The organism is Streptomyces sp. NPDC042346, from assembly GCF_055581845.1.
Genome location: NZ_JBVJEH010000002.1, coordinates 1 through 17,142, shown reverse-complemented (window position 1 = coordinate 17,142; position 17,142 = coordinate 1). Strand labels below are relative to the sequence as shown.

General features: G+C 68.9%; 17 protein-coding genes and 3 pseudogenes. 9 read left to right on the top strand and 11 right to left on the bottom strand.

Features of this window, described 5'->3' with window-relative positions:
• The first annotated feature begins 36 nt into the window (after window positions 1-36).
• A complete protein-coding gene (locus ACZ6K0_RS08715; RefSeq protein WP_469234303.1) occupies window positions 37-1,323 on the top strand; it encodes an alpha/beta hydrolase family protein in 1,287 nt (428 codons plus the stop codon).
• A 511-nt stretch (window positions 1,324-1,834) separates the two neighbouring features.
• Here the strand turns inward: ACZ6K0_RS08715 and ACZ6K0_RS08710 are convergent.
• The 3 genes and pseudogenes from ACZ6K0_RS08710 to ACZ6K0_RS08700 all read right to left on the bottom strand — a co-directional run.
• On the bottom strand, window positions 1,835-2,428 hold the full coding sequence (locus ACZ6K0_RS08710; RefSeq protein WP_469234305.1) for a peptidase inhibitor family I36 protein: 594 nt from the start codon (window positions 2,426-2,428) through the stop codon (window positions 1,835-1,837).
• Between the two features lie 129 nt (window positions 2,429-2,557).
• On the bottom strand, window positions 2,558-3,538 hold the full coding sequence (locus ACZ6K0_RS08705; protein WP_376413130.1) for a CU044_5270 family protein: 981 nt from the start codon (window positions 3,536-3,538) through the stop codon (window positions 2,558-2,560).
• 175 nt (window positions 3,539-3,713) lie between these two features.
• Window positions 3,714-4,175, bottom strand: a pseudogene (locus tag ACZ6K0_RS08700) (RNA polymerase sigma factor); the annotation flags it as partial.
• A gap of 165 nt (window positions 4,176-4,340) precedes the next feature.
• On the opposite strand from ACZ6K0_RS08700, the gene ACZ6K0_RS08695 reads away from it, so the two are divergent.
• On the top strand, window positions 4,341-4,559 hold the full coding sequence (locus ACZ6K0_RS08695; RefSeq protein WP_376413133.1) for a hypothetical protein: 219 nt from the start codon (window positions 4,341-4,343) through the stop codon (window positions 4,557-4,559).
• 27 nt (window positions 4,560-4,586) lie between these two features.
• Here the strand turns inward: ACZ6K0_RS08695 and ACZ6K0_RS08690 are convergent, their stop codons facing one another.
• Entirely contained in the window at window positions 4,587-5,066 is a 480-nt protein-coding gene (locus tag ACZ6K0_RS08690; protein WP_469234308.1) for a diadenosine tetraphosphate hydrolase, read from the bottom strand.
• 225 nt (window positions 5,067-5,291) lie between these two features.
• On the opposite strand from ACZ6K0_RS08690, the pseudogene ACZ6K0_RS08685 reads away from it, so the two are divergent.
• Window positions 5,292-5,636 (top strand): annotated as a pseudogene (locus tag ACZ6K0_RS08685) (ATP-binding protein); the annotation flags it as partial.
• On the opposite strand, the gene ACZ6K0_RS08680 reads toward ACZ6K0_RS08685, so the two are convergent.
• Both ACZ6K0_RS08680 and ACZ6K0_RS08675 read right to left on the bottom strand, forming a co-directional pair.
• Window positions 5,617-8,244, bottom strand: coding sequence for a M48 family metallopeptidase (locus ACZ6K0_RS08680; RefSeq protein WP_469575987.1), 2,628 nt, complete (start codon window positions 8,242-8,244; stop codon window positions 5,617-5,619). The pseudogene ACZ6K0_RS08685 and the gene ACZ6K0_RS08680 sit on opposite strands and share 20 nt — an antisense overlap.
• Before the next feature lie 324 nt (window positions 8,245-8,568).
• Complete coding sequence (locus ACZ6K0_RS08675) at window positions 8,569-9,117, bottom strand: hypothetical protein (protein WP_376413142.1); 549 nt, start codon at window positions 9,115-9,117, stop codon at window positions 8,569-8,571.
• A gap of 326 nt (window positions 9,118-9,443) precedes the next feature.
• On the opposite strand from ACZ6K0_RS08675, the gene ACZ6K0_RS08670 reads away from it, so the two are divergent.
• The 3 genes from ACZ6K0_RS08670 (at window position 9,444) to ACZ6K0_RS08660 (ending at window position 11,442) form a co-directional block, all read left to right on the top strand.
• The gene (locus ACZ6K0_RS08670; RefSeq protein ID WP_469234312.1) at window positions 9,444-9,695 is read left to right on the top strand and encodes a hypothetical protein; all 252 of its coding nucleotides are present in this window, start codon (window positions 9,444-9,446) and stop codon (window positions 9,693-9,695) included.
• A 94-nt stretch (window positions 9,696-9,789) separates the two neighbouring features.
• Window positions 9,790-10,185 (top strand): hypothetical protein, encoded by a 396-nt coding sequence (locus ACZ6K0_RS08665; protein WP_469234314.1) that lies wholly within the window; start codon window positions 9,790-9,792, stop codon window positions 10,183-10,185.
• A gap of 57 nt (window positions 10,186-10,242) precedes the next feature.
• Window positions 10,243-11,442 carry a HEAT repeat domain-containing protein gene (locus tag ACZ6K0_RS08660; protein ID WP_469234316.1) on the top strand — a complete coding sequence of 400 codons (1,200 nt, stop codon included), beginning with the start codon at window positions 10,243-10,245 and terminating at the stop codon, window positions 11,440-11,442.
• Between the two features lie 231 nt (window positions 11,443-11,673).
• Here ACZ6K0_RS08660 and ACZ6K0_RS08655 read toward each other — a convergent pair whose 3' ends face one another.
• Window positions 11,674-12,156 carry a WapI family immunity protein gene (locus ACZ6K0_RS08655; RefSeq protein ID WP_469234318.1) on the bottom strand — a complete coding sequence of 161 codons (483 nt, stop codon included), beginning with the start codon at window positions 12,154-12,156 and terminating at the stop codon, window positions 11,674-11,676.
• A 415-nt stretch (window positions 12,157-12,571) separates the two neighbouring features.
• On the opposite strand from ACZ6K0_RS08655, the gene ACZ6K0_RS08650 reads away from it, so the two are divergent.
• Together ACZ6K0_RS08650 and ACZ6K0_RS08645 are read left to right on the top strand one after the other, a co-directional pair.
• A complete protein-coding gene (locus tag ACZ6K0_RS08650) occupies window positions 12,572-12,919 on the top strand; it encodes a hypothetical protein (RefSeq protein WP_469234320.1) in 348 nt (115 codons plus the stop codon).
• 478 nt (window positions 12,920-13,397) lie between these two features.
• Entirely contained in the window at window positions 13,398-13,646 is a 249-nt protein-coding gene (locus tag ACZ6K0_RS08645) for a hypothetical protein (protein WP_469234321.1), read from the top strand.
• Window positions 13,647-13,876: 230 nt separating this feature from the next.
• On the opposite strand, the gene ACZ6K0_RS08640 is transcribed toward ACZ6K0_RS08645, so the two are convergent.
• The 3 genes and pseudogenes from ACZ6K0_RS08640 to ACZ6K0_RS08630 form a co-directional block, all read right to left on the bottom strand.
• A complete protein-coding gene (locus ACZ6K0_RS08640) occupies window positions 13,877-14,422 on the bottom strand; it encodes an MOSC domain-containing protein (RefSeq protein WP_469234322.1) in 546 nt (181 codons plus the stop codon).
• Window positions 14,423-14,531: 109 nt separating this feature from the next.
• Window positions 14,532-14,714 carry a hypothetical protein gene (locus ACZ6K0_RS08635; protein ID WP_376413168.1) on the bottom strand — a complete coding sequence of 61 codons (183 nt, stop codon included), beginning with the start codon at window positions 14,712-14,714 and terminating at the stop codon, window positions 14,532-14,534.
• Between the two features lie 481 nt (window positions 14,715-15,195).
• Window positions 15,196-15,603 (bottom strand): annotated as a pseudogene (locus tag ACZ6K0_RS08630) (transposase); the annotation flags it as partial.
• 262 nt (window positions 15,604-15,865) lie between these two features.
• On the opposite strand from ACZ6K0_RS08630, the gene ACZ6K0_RS08625 reads away from it, so the two are divergent.
• Complete coding sequence (locus tag ACZ6K0_RS08625) at window positions 15,866-16,273, top strand: hypothetical protein (protein ID WP_469234324.1); 408 nt, start codon at window positions 15,866-15,868, stop codon at window positions 16,271-16,273.
• Between the two features lie 64 nt (window positions 16,274-16,337).
• On the opposite strand, the gene ACZ6K0_RS08620 is transcribed toward ACZ6K0_RS08625, so the two are convergent.
• Window positions 16,338-16,964 carry a hypothetical protein gene (locus tag ACZ6K0_RS08620; protein WP_469234325.1) on the bottom strand — a complete coding sequence of 209 codons (627 nt, stop codon included), beginning with the start codon at window positions 16,962-16,964 and terminating at the stop codon, window positions 16,338-16,340.
• Window positions 16,965-17,142: the final 178 nt, after the last annotated feature.

Sequence of the window (17,142 nt, the reverse complement as noted above, 5' to 3'; positions counted from 1 at the left end):
ACGACCCCGCAGCCGTACCGCCCGAGGAGCCCGCCCATGCCCCCGACCCGCCGCGCCCTGCTCGGCACGCTCGGCGCCGCCGCGCTCGCCACCGTGGCCGCCGCCCCCGCCCCCGGACACCGCACGGCGGCCCCCGCCCCGGGAAGCCGCCCCGCCGCCCCGGCCGGGGGACACGGCCCCACGCCCGCCCCCGGCACCCCCGTCCCGCTGCACCTGCCCGCGCCCACCGGGCCCTGGCCCGTCGGCACCGTCGCGCTGCACCTGGTCGACCACAGCCGCCCCGACCCCCTCCTCCCCGCCAAGCCCTACCGGGAGCTCATGGCCGGCCTCTGGTACCCGGCGGAACCCGGCGCCGGGCACCCGACGGCCCCCTGGCTGCCCCAGGCCGCGGCGGCCGACTGGGACGCGCAATCCGCACCAGCCCTCGGCGTCCCCGCCGGCGTCGCCGACTGGCGGGGGATCAGGACCCACGCCCGCACCTGCGCGCCCGTCGCCCGCCGCGCCGGCCGGCTGCCCGTGGTGCTGTTCTCCTCCGGCGACGGCGGCTCGCGCGCCCTCGGCACCACCCTCGTTGAGGAGCTGGCAAGCCGCGGCAACCTCGTCGTCGCCCTCGACTCCACATACGAGGCCGAACAGGTCGAGTTCCCCGGCGGCCGGGTCGAACGCGCCCTCCCGCTCCCCGACGACCTCACCCCGGAGGTCATCGCCGCCCTCCTCGCCGGGCACTCCCGGGCTCGCCTCGCCGACGCCCGCTTCGTCCTCGGCGCACTCGACCGGCTCGCCCGCGGGCACCGCCCCGACACCGGCACCGACCCGCTCCCGGACGGGCTCGCCGAAGCCGCCGACCCCGCCAGGACCGGCGTGCTCGGGCAGTCCCTCGGCGGCTCCGTCGCCGCCCAGCTCGCCCACGACGAGCCCCGCGTCCGCGCGGCGGCCAACCTCGACGGCGCCCTCCTCGGACCCGTCGCCGACAGCGGCCTCGCCAAGCCCTTCCTGCTGATGGCCTCCGGTACGAAGACCCTGCGCACCGAACCGAGCTGGGCCTCCTGCTGGGCGGCGTCCACCGGCCCCCGGCACGCCCTGCGGCTGCGGAACGCCGCCCACGGCTCGTACACCGACCTCCAGGTCCTCCTGCCCCAGCTCGTCCGCCGCATCCCGGTCCCCGACGCGGCCGGACTCATCGGCACCGTCGACCCCCGGCGCTCCCTGGCCGCCCAGCGCACCGCCGTCGCCGCCTTCTTCGGGCGGTACCTGACGGGGCGGCCCACCGGCTTCCTCGACCGGCCCGGCGACGACTGGCCGGAGCTGGAGGTGCTGCGCTGAACCGGACCGCCCGGCGGCCCGCGCCGTGCTCGGCCTGCTGACACAGACGGAAATCCGTACACGGCCACGAACCTGAGTGCCCACGAGAGTCTGCTGCGGTCCAGGTCGATGGCGTGGACCGGATGGTGAACGTCGGCGCGCACTGCTCCGCGAGCTCGATCACCAGCTCCAGCTGGAACCTCAACAGGAGCCCTGTACCCGTAGTGATGAGACCGAGCACAGTGACGCCCACACCGACGTGGTGGTCCAGGACCCACCTGCTGAACCGGGGCCCAGGGCCGGGCGATGATCGAGGGTCAGTTGCCCGGGGTCGGCATACGGGTACCTGTCGAGCGGGCCGCCTCCTCGGCAGCCCGCTCGACAGCCGTACGGCCACGGACGGCACGCACCGCCTGATCGTCGTCAAAGGCGACAGGTCCGTGCCGGCGGCGCATGGTGCTCACCGCCGAGTATCACGCGCTTGCGTCTCGGGCTCGCCGCACGCTGTCGCCGGTGTCCTGCATGTGCCTGCTCAGGACGCCGGCGGATAGGACGACGCCAGCGCGAGGTTCTTCCCGTCGGTCACATCTCTATGTAGTCGGCTTTGTCGTTCCAGGTCCCGCCGGTCCAGTAGTGACGACTGAAGCCGGCGCCCGGTGTAGTCGGAGTTCTCCCACAGGCACACCCACCCGTAGCTGCAGTCGCCGGACGCGGTGGGACCGAGCTGTCCGCTCTCCTTCGCCGACGCTCCAGCGCTTCTGTCGCCCTTCGCGACGGTCGGGGCGATGCCGGCGAGTGCCCGGTCCGCCTGCTCGGCCGTGTCGTAGCAGAAGACCTCACCGCTAGGTGTCTCGGAACAGGCCTGGGCCCCCTGCCAGCCGTTGGCCAGGTCGATCTTCTTTCCCTTGTAGGTGGCGATAACCGGTTTGTCTTGGCCAACTGCTCCTGCAGCTGGGTCTCCTTGGCCTGCGTGGCAAATCCGACCTCGGGCGAGGTGGAGGGCTCCGGTGCCGCGGTTGCGGTTGCCGCGCTTGGCATCAAGGCGCAGAAGGCGGTGGCACCCGGGACGAGGATGCGTCCAAGGCGCATGCTGTGTCTCCTGTGGTGGGTTGTGCGACTGATTCACAGGAATCCCACAGCAAACTCTGGGTAAAGGAGGTGACCGTGATCGGGGATGGCGAGTTCTCGATCGCGATCGTCCTAATGTTCGATCTTGTCCGGTCTCTGCCAACCCTGTATCCCTACGCGAAGGTCCTTACGGAACCTGTCCGACCTCGGTGACGATGCCGCTGCTGACGAGGGCGACGGAGGTGACGACGGTGCCGGTCTTGCCCCAGGCGCTGTCCTTGACGAGGACCGTGCGCTCGCCGAGAAGACGGGCCGTGCTCGTGTCGAAGATCCACTCAGTGCGTTCGCCATCGTGCACTCGGGCGACGGCAACCCCGCTGCGCCCGGCGGCGTCCACGGCCGCGGGGGCGACATCGACTCCGGGGATGAGGGCGGCAGCGCGGTAGAGCGCAGCAGCGGTTGCGGGGGGAGTCACCCCGTTGCGCAGCAGATCGCCGATCGTGACGAAGGCCTCCTGGTCCGGGCCGGTCGTGGAGTCCGAACCGGCTCCATGGTTTCTCTCGGCGTCGTCACGGATGAGCTTCAACAGGGCGTGGGGATCGGTCGGCAGGGCAGCCAGGAAGTTGTACGTCGGCGAGTTCAGGTTGGCAGGAGCATCTGGCAGCAGGCTGTCCTTGCCGGCCTTGCGCTGCAGAGTGGGCTCGCTGCCGTCCACCGACGTCCACTGCTCCATGCCCTCGTCCTGGCGCAGGAGTTCCATCTGCCCGGCCTTGGTCTCGGACAGTACCGACGTGTGGCCGACCGTCTTGACGTACACATACTGCCCGTCGAGCACCTTCGTCTGCGACGTCGCATGGGCAGCCAGGGCGGCCCTCTCCAGCACCTGGACCGATGCTGCCGAGGCCGGCGGCGCGTTGTGCGGAGTGGTTCCGGAGCCGAGGCTGAGAACGACGACGGTCGCGCCGGCGGCCATCGCCGCGCTCAACACCAGAACCATGCGTCGCCTCGGCCGCCGAGAGGAACGGGCTCGCGTCTGTCGGTCGATCTCGCTCATGAGATGCCGACGGCGGGCTTCCGTCCGTCCAGGCGCCGGGTCCGAGTAGGCAGCCGGCGGCAGCACATGGCTCGCCTGCTCGCGCTCTGCCTGTTCGCGCTGCTCCGAATTCATCGTGTACCCCTCCTGTGGGAAGCGCGGCCTTCTGCCACCTCGCTATCCGGTATGTGTCCGCTGCCGGTCTGCGGTTCCACAACACGCGGATCTCCGCCAACTCCTCGTCAACAAGCCGGCGCAGCTTCTCTCTCGCGCGTGAGAGGCGGGAGCGCACGGTGCCCACCGGAATTCCCAGCGCCTCAGCGGCCGCCGCGTATCCCAGATCGGACCAGACGACCAAGGCGAAGACCTCGCGCTCGGTCCGCTTCAGCCGTTGCAGCGCACGGGCTGCGGCGGCCAACCGCTGAGCGTCGGCCATCTGCCTGACCACCTCGTCCGAGAAGTCGGGCGACGTCTCCGAGAGAGACAGACGGGACATCGCTTCACGATGCCGGCGGGCCGATCGGGCGGTGTTGCGCATGACGTTGGTCGCGATGCCCAACAGCCATGCCCGGACGCTTCTGACGTCCTCGCGCAGCTTGTCGCGTAACCGCCAGGCCTCCAAGAAAGTGAGTGACATGACGTCTTCGGCGAGGGCCCAGTCGCCCGTCGTCCGGACGGCATGGGCATAGACGACGCGCGCATGCTTGTCAAAGATCTCTGCGAACGCCGCCCGATCACCGGACCGGACACGTTCATTCAAGGGGAGCTCCACAGCAAGAAGTGTCCGCACATCTCCGTCGGTTCCACTTCTCCTCCGCCAGAGACAAGGAAGGCATGGGCGGAACGGTAGCCGGACGGGTGATCACGTCGGATATCCGCAGAGGGCTATCCGACGTCAGGTGATCACGAGCGGTGCGTCAGCTGTAGCTCGACGCCGATGGGTTGTTGGTCGGGGCCGCAGAGTTGCTCCGGCTGGTGCGGTGGCCGCGGAGCCTACGCTACCTGGGTCCCCGCCGCCGACGTACGCCGCCTGGGCGCGTACAAGGTGTTCGCCGCCTACGACAACAACCAGGCCGGCGAGTTCGCCGAGTTCCGCGACGGCGCCGCCGCACGCGAGCGCCGCGCCGCTCAGATGCCTCCAGCGAGCAGCGGCTGACCCTCACCATCACCGGGCCCGCGGCAGTCAGGTCCCCGATCGCAGTCGGTCCAGCTCACTGCAGATCGCTTCCCGCAGTACGCCGTGCCGCGGACCGAGCCTGAACTGCTCGTCACTCCACCGTTCACGCGGATAGAGCCACACAGGCTTCCCCACCACCTCGGCCGGCTCCCACTCGAACCGCGGCCAGACATGCGCATGCAAGAACGGGTCCGTGTTCCCCAGGATCTCCAGGTTGACCCGGCGGAATGCCGGGTCCAGCCGCCGGCAGGCACGCTCGACCGCTTCACCAAGCTGGTCCATGTCAGACAGGAACGACAGCCGCTTCGCCCTCGGCAGGCCCGACAGCCGCTGCACATCCGGTTCGTCCACGAGTAGAACCGAGTAGCCCGGCAGGAACTGAACATCCCCGATCACCGCGAACCCCGACGTCAACCGTCGCAACACGGTTGGGTTCTCGCCTCTCAGCGCAGCCCCGATCCGATCCATCCGCCAGTCATTAGGCATGGCCAAAACCTACATTCTGGTGATCAAGGACCGCTCCTCACTCCCCATCCCCCTCACACAGTTCAAAGACCAAGCATGGGGCGAGGAGCGGCCCAGGCTGTCTTCAAGTGTGGCGGATACCTCGTGACGCCACTGTGCGTCTGGTGGAGTTCAGCGAGCCTGACTGACCCACCAGGCCTCAAGGAAGCACAGGTACTGCCACAGGTCGCTGGGGATGGTGCGGCCGTCGCCTTGGGAACCGAGGCCGCGATGAAGGACCACCGGGTCCGCTACATCCTCGCCACGAAGCTCGTCAACGAGCTGGTCGAGGCCGCCGACGAGAAGCAGCTCAACAAGACCATCGCCCGCTACGGCCGCGTTGATCTTCTCCACATCGATGAGCTCGGCTACATGGAACTCGACCGCCGCGGCGCCGAACTCCTCTTCCAGGTTCTGACCGAACGCGAGGAGAAGAACAGCGGCGCCATCGCCTCCAACGAGTCCTTCGGCGGTCGGACCAAGACCTTCACCGACCCGCGACTCTGCGCGGCCATCGTCGACCGCCTCACCTTCAATACGAGCTTCCAGGAGCCGGCTCCTGGCCGGTGTGGTTGCAGACGGCCGTGGGGCCCGTAGCGGCCGGGCGGGAGGTGCCCCGATAGTCGCCTTCACGCAGGATTCCGTCGATCGCGGCGTTGACGGATTCGGCGCAGAAGGCGGCCGCGCGCAGGTTGCTCAGTGCGTTCAGCAGGGCCTTGGGGTCGCGTGCGTCCAGTGCTTGGGTGCAGCGGCGGCTTCCGGTGTCCGCCCAGGTGGCCATCTGATGCCAGTCGGCTCGTACGTGCGGTTCGGCGGGCACGCGGAACCAGAGTGTCTCGAACCAGGCGGCCGTCCCCCAGTCGCTACAGACCGACGGAAGTAGCTGGTACAACGTGCCCCACCGGTCCTCGTCGTCCTTCGCCGCACGGAGGGCGGCGGTGAGTTGCTGGTCGTACCAGATCGCTGCGTCGATGAGCTTGTCGCCGCGGAGGCGGTACCAGGCCCGGATCTGCCTGAGGCGGGTGGCTTCTGCCAGCGGCGGACCCGGGAGCCCCCAGTTCTGCACCAGGCTGCGTTGGTATGTGACGTCGTTGGTCCTGAGGCCGAGCTGGTACCTCCGGACAGCTCCGTCCGTCGCGGTGGCCGCGACTGCCGCGGCGCACAGCAGACTCACCGCGAGGAATTGAGTGCGCGTTCCTCGGGTCCGCGCATCCACATGACTGGTGACGCGCGCGTTCGGTGGCCGTCGAGGGCGGAGAAGGCCGGCGGCCAGACCCGTGATGACGGCGGTGAGTGCGCAGAGGACCAGAGCGTTGTTCAGAATGAACGTAAACGGGAACAACGGCCGCCACCAGGCCGGCCGCCAGGCGCAGCTGTCCGACAGGACGTTGAGGGGGGTGACGCAGCCGTCAATGGACACGAGCAGGGCCATGGCGGTGAGCCCCATCAGAGCTGCTACCTGACCGGCTATCAGGCCACCTAGCAGGCGGTAGCGTCGGTCTGCGGTGCTCGCCACGGCGGCGGCCATGGTTGCCGGCAGGCATAGTGCCAGCAGCAGGAGTGCTGTGTACCGCAGGGCGTAGAGGCCGCCCCGCGCCTCCGGTACTGGTTGTCCGGTGTGGACGTACGTCTGGATGGCCACGACGGCCAGGCACGCCAGTGCCCCACCCGTCAACCCGGGTCGTAGGACTTTACGCAAAGAGGCCACAGGATCTTCCCTCAGAGCTGCCCGGGTCGGCTCCCAACCGGGACTGTCCGCTACTGGTCCCTTCGCCCAGGCGAGCAGTGGCAGGACCCACAGGAAGGTGATGACGAGGGCGCACATCGGTGTTTCCGCAATGCTGCTCAACTGAGGGAACACCACGGCGATGCCGGGAACTCTGCTCAGGTCCCCGGTCGGATCTGCGGAGGGAAGCCATTGCAAGATGTCGCGGGCAACCATACGGGCGTTCGGACTGTCTCTGTTCAGGCTTGTGACCCCGACGAGCATCCACCACGTGAGCCACGCCATCATGGCGAGGGAGGAGACAGCCGCACACAGGCCGAGCGCGGGGCGCAGAGTCCGGCCGCGCGAGGTTCCGATCCACAGACGTGCGCACTCCGTGACCCACCAACCGAAGGCTGCTCCCGCCGCCACAGGTACGAGCAGGACCAGCGGTCGCTCCGGCAGCCAGGACCAGCCCGCGCCCCAGCCGCTCAGGATCAGGCCGACCGACATCCCGGCCCCCAGCCACCCCCCGGCCCACCCCCCGGAAGGCACTCGGGAACCGGTCAGCAGGGCATACGCAACCGCCCGCCACAGGGCGACCACGATCACACCGGCTACCAGCGCACCAGGAATGACGACCAGGATCACCATCAGGTTGTTGGTGAAATTGACGTGATACAGCGCGATCTGCCGGATCACCTGGGGTACGGCCATGACTGGCACGGTGCCGAGGAGGAAGAGAGGCAGGACGGCGATACGGAACAGCGGCGCGGGGTCAGCGAGTGCTCCCTGACGCAGGCCCCAACGCGGGTGTGTGCGCCACAGTTCGAGGAACGAGTCGAGAGTGCCGCGCGCCGCACTCCGGTGCGGCGTGGCGGTGACGGACCAGCCGTGCGGGTCCGCGCCCCAGCGCGCTGCGGTCAGGTCGGCGTAGATCTCCCGGCTGCGCAGGGTGTCGGAGCGGGTGAGATACAGCAGCACGACCATGACGACGGCCAACGCCGCCGACCGGTCCAGTCGCGGCATGTCGCCGTTCGCAACGACCCCATACATCACATAGCCTAAGCAGAGCACATACGGCAGCAGTACCAGCGCGAGGAAGACCCGCCACAGGGCTACCGTGAGGTAGGTCAAGGTGATGTCACGGTTGGCGATGTGGGCGAGCTCGTGCAGCAGCACAGCCTGGAACCGTTTTGGATCGCTGCGGCGGACGGCGAGCAGGCCGCCGTGAAGACAGACGACGGGACGGCGGGTGCGGCCGAACACCACTGCGCTGACGGAGGTGGCCGTGGGGTCGATCACCACCCGGGGCGGTGAAGCCACATCCGTCGCGGCGCACAGCTCGCGGAGTTGGGCGAGGAGTGCACCGCCTGGGTCGACTGAATCCAGCGGGACGACACGGCTGCGGCGGGCCTTCCACCGCGGCAGCACGGCGAAAAGCAGCCAGGCCATGACCATCAACAGCAGGGGCCAGCAGGCCAGCTGCCACCACGGCGGCGCGGGTGCCCAGGTGGACATGCAGGACCGAAACGCTATGCCCTGACCAGTGATGCTGAGTGACGTGTTCCAGAAACTGCCGTCAGCGGGGTCCACACCTGCAGCGAGGGTGCATCCGGTCACGTCCCCGTCGGCCAGGACTCTGAATACTTCCAGGATCATGGCCCCGCTGGCGGTCAGCATCAGAAGCAACAGAGCGACGAACCGGGGGCCCGTTCCCGCGCCCAGGACCTTCTCGTTGATCCGAAGCCGCTCTTCGGGTCCAAGCCCGGCAGACACCTAGTCCTGCCCGGTGGCCGAGCCCGGATCGGCCGGAGGCTCTGGCGCCGGCGGAGCGGGCGCATCCGACTCGTCGGACAGGGCCAGCCGAGCCACCACCGCATCGGCGATCTCGTCCGCCCGCTCAGCCGGGAGCCCACGCTGTTGGGCCGCGGCCAGGATGAGTGCCCGAACCTGGACCAGCTGATCCCGCGTCAGTGCCGAGACCGCTGCTACCGAGGCCGGGCGTCGCAACAGCCGCCGCATCACACCCGTCACCCGTTGGGAGGTATGGGTCACCGTCGTGGCCACCATGTGCTGCGCCACTCCGTCGAGCACCAGCCATACGACGGGTGTTACCAGCGCGGCGACCTCTCCGATTCCGAACCCCAGCGGCTCGCGACGCCCGCCCTTGCGGCCTAGTCGCCGTGTCACCGTGGCGTCGTCGAAGCGGCGAAGCCCCTCCACAAGCGGCAGTTCCTCCGGCGCGACGGACGCCACTACCGAGCGCACCAGATCCCGCACCAGGTACAACTGACCGTCGCCGGGCCTGTCGGTTCCAGATTCCACTCGTCCCCCAGACATCCAGCGCCTCCCGGCCCGCACGGGACCGGTCTCACACGATTCACTGTGGCACGGGAAGTGACGGCGCCACAGAACTTTCAGGAACGAGAAGCGTTGCAATCAGGACGCCGCGCCTGGGGCTTGGACAGGGCCGGTGCCGGGACCCCTGGGACCTCAGCCAGGCCAGAAGGGAGTGTCCCCGAGGCCGTTCGTGGTGTTGTGGTCGACATGGGGCTGGTGGACCGGGCGGGCTCGGTGTCGAGAAGCAGGCGGATCAACTGGCGGAGGCGGCGTGCGAGCTCGCGGACGCTGCAGCCGGTTCCGGCTGAAGCATGGCGGCCGTCGATGACGCCCTGGTCGCCATCGACACCTTGGCCGCCGCGCTCGCCCAGGTCGACCCGGAGGTCGCCGAGGTGCTGGCCGCGGTGACGGCCGCGACGTCCACGGCCCGCCGCCGCTTCGGCCTGCCCGTCGAACCCGATCCGGCGCCGGCCGGGACAGAGCGGGGGTCGGAGCCGCGCCCTGCGCGCCGTCCTCGGTCCAGGCGGCGTGGTCTCGGACCCGGATTTCAGGGCATCCGCTGAACCGCACGGTGGCCTAGATGCCACAAAACGATCTTGGGCACCCTCGTTCTCGTCCCCGCAGGCACCCCTTGGACCACACCACCTGGAGGAACCAGTGTCATACCCGCATCTGCTCACCCCCGAGGAGAAGCTCGCCGACGCGAAGAAGCTGTTGAGCCTCCCGCGTATCGTCGTGATCTGCGGCTCCACCCGCTTCATGACCGAGATGAACGAGGCCGATCTGCGGGAGACCAAAGCTGGAAAGATTGTCGTCAAACCGGGCTGTGACATGAAGTCGCCGCACGACTTTTGGTCCGATCCTGCCGAGGCCGAGGCCGAGGCTCTGAAGGTTCGACTCGACGATCTGCACCGGGCGAAGATCCGGCTCGCTGATGAGGTGCTCGTAGTCGGCGACTACATCGGAGACAGCACCCGAGCCGAAATCGCCTACGCCCGGTCGCTGGGCAAGCCCGTGCGGTTCACGCACCCCGAAATCGACCCTGACGCCTGACCGCCCGCTGCCACCTCGACAACCACGGCCGGCAGTCCGCCGCCTGACCGTCTCACGGTGGCTTCGGCCGCCGCCCACCCCACACCCTCCGCTGATGACGTTCCAGGGCATATACGCGCCCTGTGCGGGAGTGACGATGAGGCGCGGGAGCAGGCGTTCATCAGCCTGTTCGGCAGCATCTTTCATCAGGGCTCGCGGTATTCGGCCTCTCCGGTCGCCGTGCCGTTTCTCGCGAGGATCGCCGTTGCGGGGCCTGCGGCCCCCCGCCAGGACACGATGCTGCTGCTCACCCGCCTGGCTGTCGACTGGCACGACGAGTACGACGTGACCACCGGTATCAACGTGGCCGGATGGCGTGCGGCCGCAGCGGAGTGCGGGCCGGCGGAACTTTTGCCGTGGTACGAGGACCAGCTGGCCGTCGAGACGGATGCCGACAAGCGCGCGCAACTGCAGGAGGTGCGGGACTGGGTGGCGGCCGGCAACTCGCCCGACTCCCGGTGGTCGGCGCTTCAGTCATACGACGCGGTCCTCGCCGAACTCCCCGGCCTTCTTGTCCTGCTCGACGACGATGACGCCCGTCTGCGGACCCAGATCGCCTACCTCCTGGCCTGGTTTCCCGAAGTCTCCGCCACCTCCCTGCCCCGCCTCATGGCCCTTGCCGCACACGAGAAGGACCCGGTCACCGCAGCCACCGCGCTGCTCGCCGCCGGCCTCGTCGGCCCCCCTTCCACGGTCGAGGACATCACCTCGTACCTGGATGCCGCAGACCCGCTGATGCGGTGGGCCGCGGCCACCGCCCTCGTCCGCCTCGCCGGCCTCGACGAAGCGCCCGTCGGCCCCGACCTGCTCGGCAGGGCCGTCACGGAACTCACCGCCGCAGCCCACAACACGTTCGAGCACGTGACCGACTACTTCGAAGGCGACCTTCACGGCCACATCGAGCGCACCCTCCACGCGCTCCCGCCCACCTCAGAGCCGGCCGCCGCGCGCGAGGCGCTCGACGCATGCCTGCCCCGCATCGCCCGGGACCGCTCCGGATCCCGCACCCGCAAAGCCATCGAGCAACTCTTCCCCGCTCCGCACCCCGCACCCCGCTACACCGACCTGACAGTGGCGCAGCAGCAACTGCTGGACGATCTCGCCGGCCATCAGCATGCCTGGGTCATCCGCTCGTCCGCCGACCGGTTGCGTGAACTCGGCCTTCCGTGCTCGCAGGAAGCCCTGAAGTCCTTCGTCGGCGTGCACCGCACAGCCTGAAGCCCCGCAGCACTGCGCCGCGAGCGGAGTGGTACTCAGGAACGTGAAAGGCGGCCAGGGCTGTTCGGCGCGATACGCACGCTCGACAAACGGGCGGCCCTGCTCCCCACCTGTGAAGCGCTGGCTCCAATTCCTCACTCAGTTGAAAGACAGAGCACGTGAGGCGACGAGCAGCCCTGGCCGATTTCAAGGCTGTGGCGGATATTTCGTGATGCCCGCTGTCGCTGCCGATCAGCGGGGCGGGAAGGACGCGAGAGCAAGATCCCATTGGTCGGCCGCGTGGAGCAGGGCGTCCGTGTCCACCCGTACCTCCACGGCGTACTGGTAAATGCCCGTGCTCTCGTCACCCCGCTGCCATGGGGGTTCAGCCTCCAAAGACAGGTGGACGCGAATCACAGCCCCGCCCTCGCTTCGATCGGCGAGACTGAAGGCCAGCACCGGCTCGACGAACCAGGTGTCCGGGGACAGTTCACCTTCGGCATCCCGGCCGGCCACGGCTACTGTCCCCGCCGCCACCGCGCGCAGCCAGGTGGTCACTTCACGGGCTTCATCGGTCAGCAGACATGAGTCATCAAACGACCAACTGCCCTCGGGGGTCGTCACCTTTCCGCCGACGACCAGCCAGTTGTCGTCGTATGGATTTCCGGGGGCGGCGGGGAATTGGTAGCGCAACGGACAGAGCTCGACGCTGCTCATTCGATCACTCAGAAGCACTACAGCAGGATGTCATATCCAGCCCGGTAACCCCCAGGTCACGGCACTGTCCCGCGTCATGGCGGCGGCTGGGCGAGGACGCGGGTTCGCAGGAGCGCGAAGGACGCTCGGCCGACCGGCGTTTGATCAACTTGATGCGTGTGACCTGACCTTCGACGGCGCCGGAGCTCCAGTTCAGTGTGAGGCCGTTGACGACGGCGTCCTAGTCGTTCTGGAGAAGGGTGGCGAAGCCCTGGACCGGTTGCGGACCTGGCCGAGGGCGCGGGTCATCCATGCAGTGAGGTCGTGGCCTCGGCGTTCTCGGGCGGCACCCGACCACGGTCGCGCGCATCCTCGACCGGAAGGAGCGCGCTCTGCGCGCCGAGGCGGAGGTCCTGGACAAGGAGTCCGCCGAGATCAGTCGGCGCCAGGATGCGTGGAGGCGAACCTGCAGCGCGTCGCTGACGCTCGTGCGATCTTGCAACAGCTCTTCGCGGAGGATCCCGCCCCCTGCCCAGAGCCGGAGGAAGAGCCTGTCGATCCCGGGGCTGATGGGGCGGGGCTGGACAGCGGCGCCGCCGGAGTCGAAGAAGAGGATGTCGAAGCCGTCGTCACGGGCTGGGACCGCAGCACGCCGGGGCCCGTTGACATGGAGGAGGCCCGGCGCAGGGCAGTCACCCTGCTGGCGACGTCCGGCAGGAAGATGCGTGCCCGGGCCATCGCCGAGGTGATCGGGGAGGACGTGTCGACGGCTCCCGGGTGGAGACCACCCGGGGCCGCTTGAAGACGCTGGTGACGTAAGGGGTGCTCATGGAGGATCCGGCGGGCGTGTTCGTCATCGTCACCTCCGGTCACCCCGCCGAGGGCGCCCCCGAGCCGGGGGATGCCTCTTGAGGGAGGAGTGAGGAAGTCTCCCGTGCCGGCCGGAGAGGCCGGTGCGGGGGTGGGTCGGCACCTGCCGCAGCCGTGGAAGGAAGCGGCGGTGCCGGCACGCGAGCTGCCATGAGGTGGCTCCGCGCACTTGCGAGCGTAGGCGAGATGCCCCTGTCAGGTGACCGGAGCCACGAAATCGTCACGGCCGAACGCATTGTGCGTTCGACCGGGTGCGGATCGAGGCTGTTTGCCGAGGACTGGAGTCATGGTCCATGTGACTGGCTTCCAACGAGGCTCTCGGAAAATCGCCGAGACCTACAGCTTCATCATCCTAGAGATGCGTACTCCGACGGATAAGGACGTCGAAGGTCGGCTGATGAATCGCTCCCATGAGTGAGCCGCTCACGCCGTTGCATCGCGTAACACGCCAGTTCGATCCGCCTGCCGTCTTGCTGGTCAGTGGTCAACCGGCGGCAAGGGTGTGCACTATCTCTGCAACGGTCGGGGAAGAGCTCGCCGACTCGTTCGATCTCTCCGTCGGCGGCCGAGAGCGGCTCGCCTGGATGATGAAAGACGTGTTGGGCGGGGAGCGTGCCTGGTTCACCGCCGACGGGAACTTGCACCTCGCGGAGTCGTAGGTCCGACGTCCGTGCAGGCTTCATCCCGTTTGATCACCGTGGTGGCGCCTGGCACGTCGTTGAGCCCTAGCCATGTCCGGAACCGTCGATCGGCCGGGTTCTCGTTGTCCCAGGTGCCGGTGACACGGGGGCCGCCGGGGGCGCATTGGGGGGCGACGACGTACGGCACGAGTAGGGCTCCTGGTCAGCAGGGGCGTCGCGACTGTGCACGTCGTCATCGGCAACGCCGTCTAGACGCGCTCCAGGGGGCGGTGAGGGGGCGGCGGGAGCTCGACCCGTACAGGATCGTGCGGGCGGACCGGCCCGCCGCGGCGGACCACCGCCATGACGCCGGACTTGAAGGTGAACTCGCCCGTGTCCGGGTCGAGGGAGAAGACCTGGCCGAGCAGTCCCGCGCGGAAGTCGTTGATCTTCGCGCAGGGGTTGCGCAGCCCCGTCACCTCGATCACCGCCTGCTCCCCGAGATGGAGCAGCGCCCCAGTGGGGAGGCCCAGCAGGTCCACGCCACGGGTGGTGATGTTCTCGCCGAGCTGGCCCGCGGAGACGTCGAAGCCCTTGAGAGCCAGCTCGTCGAAGAGCTCCTCGTGCATCAGATGGACCTGACGCAGGTTGGGAAGGTCCGGCTCGTACGTCATGCGGAACTGGTGGCGGATCGTCTCGCCCGCGTGGACGTCCCCCTCGACCCCGAGCCCGGCGAGCAGCGTGATCGACTCCCGATTGGGCTTGCTGAACGCGTACGTCTCGTTGCGGCTCACCGCCGTGACCCGGCCGGCCATCGCTCACCCCACGTGCTCTCGCTCCACCTGCTCCAGGTCTGCAGCCAGGCCGATCCTAGTGCGTACCCTCCGGGCGGACCGCGCTGCTCTCGTTCGGGTCGATGCGGCCCTACACCTCGTCGCGGTGCAGGCCCCGGGTATGGTCCTGGCGCTCCTCACCGGGCCGGAGCACCCACTGCAGCCTGAGGAACGCGGCCGTCTCGTCCTTGAACTCGGCGTGCACCCCGTACTTGAGCGCCGGAGGGTGCTTGCGGGTGCTGTAGCGCGTGGCGGTGACGGCGCCGGCCGTCATGGCGGCGTGGGCGAGGAGCAGCTCGATGTCGCCGACGCGGACTGGGCCGGAGGCCGGCAGGGCGGGGGACGGTACGAGATCAGGGGCGATGGGTCGGGACTCGGGGGTGGTTCGAACCGAGATCTGCCACCAGGTCTCCCCGCCGCTGCAGGTACGGGTGACGAGGCCTTAAGGGCGTTTCGTCCTGCGAGGGCTGCTTGGCAAGGCGGTGGTTCAAGCGGATCGCGGTCGCTCTTGAGTGCGGTCCGTGAGGTTCAATGCGGGTATGGGGAATGCGCTGTGGGACCGGCTCTCGGTTGAGGAGCAGGCGGAGGTGGACAGCCTCGTTTCGGCTGGGCGGAATGTGCAGGCGATTGCCGTGATGCGTGAGCGTGCCGGTCTACCGGCTCCGGCTCTGCATGAGTGTGTAGACCTGGTGGATCAGCGATTCGTGGTGTTGCGGCAGGTGTTGGCGAGCTCGCGATGATGCCGTGCCCAGTGGTCATGCGTCGCGCCAGTTCGGGGTCGATTCGTGAGTGAGCCGGCGGCTTATGAGGTCGACCATCGCCACCTTGATCATGGCTTCGGAGCGGCGAGGGTGGGTCTCGTAGTCGCAGGCGAGGCGGCGGTGGTGCATGAGCCAACCGAAGGTCCGCAGCACATGGATGCCGCCGGCGTTGTCGGAAACGCTGGCGGCGGTGACCAACACGGCCAGGAGGAGGCCGACTGTGTCGACGCCGATGTGACGTTTGCGGCCTGCGACCTTCATGCCTGCGTCGATGCCCTGGCCAGCCGCGGGCACGTTGGCTGAGGTCTTGACGCTCTGCGCGTCGAGGGCGCAAGCGCTCGGCTCGGCGTCGCGGCCTTCGGCATCCCGGACCAGGCGCCGCAGGAGACCGTCGATCGAGTCGACGCTCATCGTGTCCAGCAACGCGAGCGCACCGTCCACCTCGTCGTCGGTGAGGGCGGTCTCGGGCGGGGCGAGCTCGGCGGGGCCCGGCGGGGTCGATGTCGAAGGGGAACGGGGTACCGAGCCGGTGGTCGCTCCGGCGAGCGCGGTGGTCATCTCGACGTACCGGCCGTTGTCGAGCTCGCTGATGATGAGCCGGGGCGCGGGGGCGAACTCAAGACGCCAGAAGTACGGGATGGCGGCCTCGGCGTAGAGCATCGGCTTGAACTTCCGGTTGAGGGTCCTCACGGAGGCCGCGGCCGTCGGGCTGCGCGCGGGGGAGTGGATGCGGGCGCTGCCTCTCCCGGACGGGGCCTGGATCTGCGGTCCGCTGGCCGATGCCGTGGAGGAGGCCCTGGCCGGCCTGGACCCGGAGGACCGCGACGATCCCGACCGATACGGGCACGGCGGTGTCTCGGAGTCGGCGCGCACGCGGCTGGACGGCCTCGTCTACGACGTGGCCGAGACCTCTACCCTCAGGGCGGAGCAGCGGGTAGCACTGTTCGCCGTGGTCCACCGTGTCCGGGGCATCCCGCAGACCCTCGCCAACGACCCATGGACAGTCGTCCAGCGCGGGGACCTCTCAGCCCTGTGCGCGATCATCGACAGCGCCATCGCCCGCCCGGTGTGAGCGCCCCGACGGGCAACTTCGCCGCTCCTCAGGAACGCCGCGGACGCGACCCTGCGTCGCCGCATCACCGCGGAGAACGCTCACCGCCGAGGTCGCCGGCTCCGGTGGACCCAGCGAGAAGGTGACCGGAGTCGAGCGGACGCGGTGCGACGAGGTAGCGGATCTTGCCGGCGTCGTGGCCGAGGACCTGGGCGATCGTGTCGATGCTCTGGTGGAGCAGGCGGTGCAGTACGAGGGCGTCGTACTGAAGCCTTGTGGTGACGTGGATCTCGTCTCTGGGCCGTGTGCGGCTTTCGGTACAGGCGACGAGCTGGCCCCAGGCGAGTAGGGCGGGGTTGGGTTGGCCAAGGACGTAGTGCCAGTGGGCGTACACCGACAGGTCCGGCGCCTTCCACCACTTGCCCACCTGCCGGTGCGGGTGCCCGAGCGACGTTGCCGCCTCCCGCTTGGAGACGGAGTGGAACCACACCGGCAGGCCCTCGCTGCGCACAATGTGCGGGAAGTGCACCCGCGGCCGCCAGAACCAGACGTCCACCACGCCCTGGCGGACGTAGTCGAGGTGGCGCTGCCGCCAGCCGTCGTCGGTCATCAGCTTGCGCTGTGCCTCCAGCGGGATGTTCGTACCGTTCTCCAGCAGCACCTCGACGTCGGCCCGGCGGTTGCGGTCCTCGGTCCATTGTTCCTGCCGCACTCGGGCGATCCCGGGTCTCGTCCGTGCCCAGGCCGCCAGTGTGGTCGTGATGTGTCAGACGGTCTCCGGGCCGTGGCCGCCACTAAGTCGTCCTGCACCGCGCTCTCCCGTTCATAGCGGTGCTGCCCCGCCGACTGCGGCCGGGGTGGGTCTTGGTCGTCGAACCCGCGCGAGCGTA

What these genes read in the sequence shown, in the direction of transcription:
- ACZ6K0_RS08715 (WP_469234303.1), top strand. Translation starts at nt 37, where the DNA reads ATGCCCCCGACCCGCCGCGCCCTGCTCGGCACGCTCGGCGCCGCCGCG.
- ACZ6K0_RS08705 (WP_376413130.1), bottom strand. Translation starts at nt 3,538, where the DNA reads ATGAATTCGGAGCAGCGCGAACAGGCAGAGCGCGAGCAGGCGAGCCAT.
- ACZ6K0_RS08695 (WP_376413133.1), top strand. Translation starts at nt 4,341, where the DNA reads ATGGGTTGTTGGTCGGGGCCGCAGAGTTGCTCCGGCTGGTGCGGTGGC.
- ACZ6K0_RS08690 (WP_469234308.1), bottom strand. Translation starts at nt 5,066, where the DNA reads ATGCCTAATGACTGGCGGATGGATCGGATCGGGGCTGCGCTGAGAGGC.
- ACZ6K0_RS08680 (WP_469575987.1), bottom strand. Translation starts at nt 8,244, where the DNA reads ATGGCCTGGCTGCTTTTCGCCGTGCTGCCGCGGTGGAAGGCCCGCCGC.
- ACZ6K0_RS08670 (WP_469234312.1), top strand. Translation starts at nt 9,444, where the DNA reads ATGGCGGCCGTCGATGACGCCCTGGTCGCCATCGACACCTTGGCCGCC.
- ACZ6K0_RS08645 (WP_469234321.1), top strand. Translation starts at nt 13,398, where the DNA reads ATGAGTGAGCCGCTCACGCCGTTGCATCGCGTAACACGCCAGTTCGAT.
- ACZ6K0_RS08640 (WP_469234322.1), bottom strand. Translation starts at nt 14,422, where the DNA reads ATGGCCGGCCGGGTCACGGCGGTGAGCCGCAACGAGACGTACGCGTTC.
- ACZ6K0_RS08635 (WP_376413168.1), bottom strand. Translation starts at nt 14,714, where the DNA reads ATGACGGCCGGCGCCGTCACCGCCACGCGCTACAGCACCCGCAAGCAC.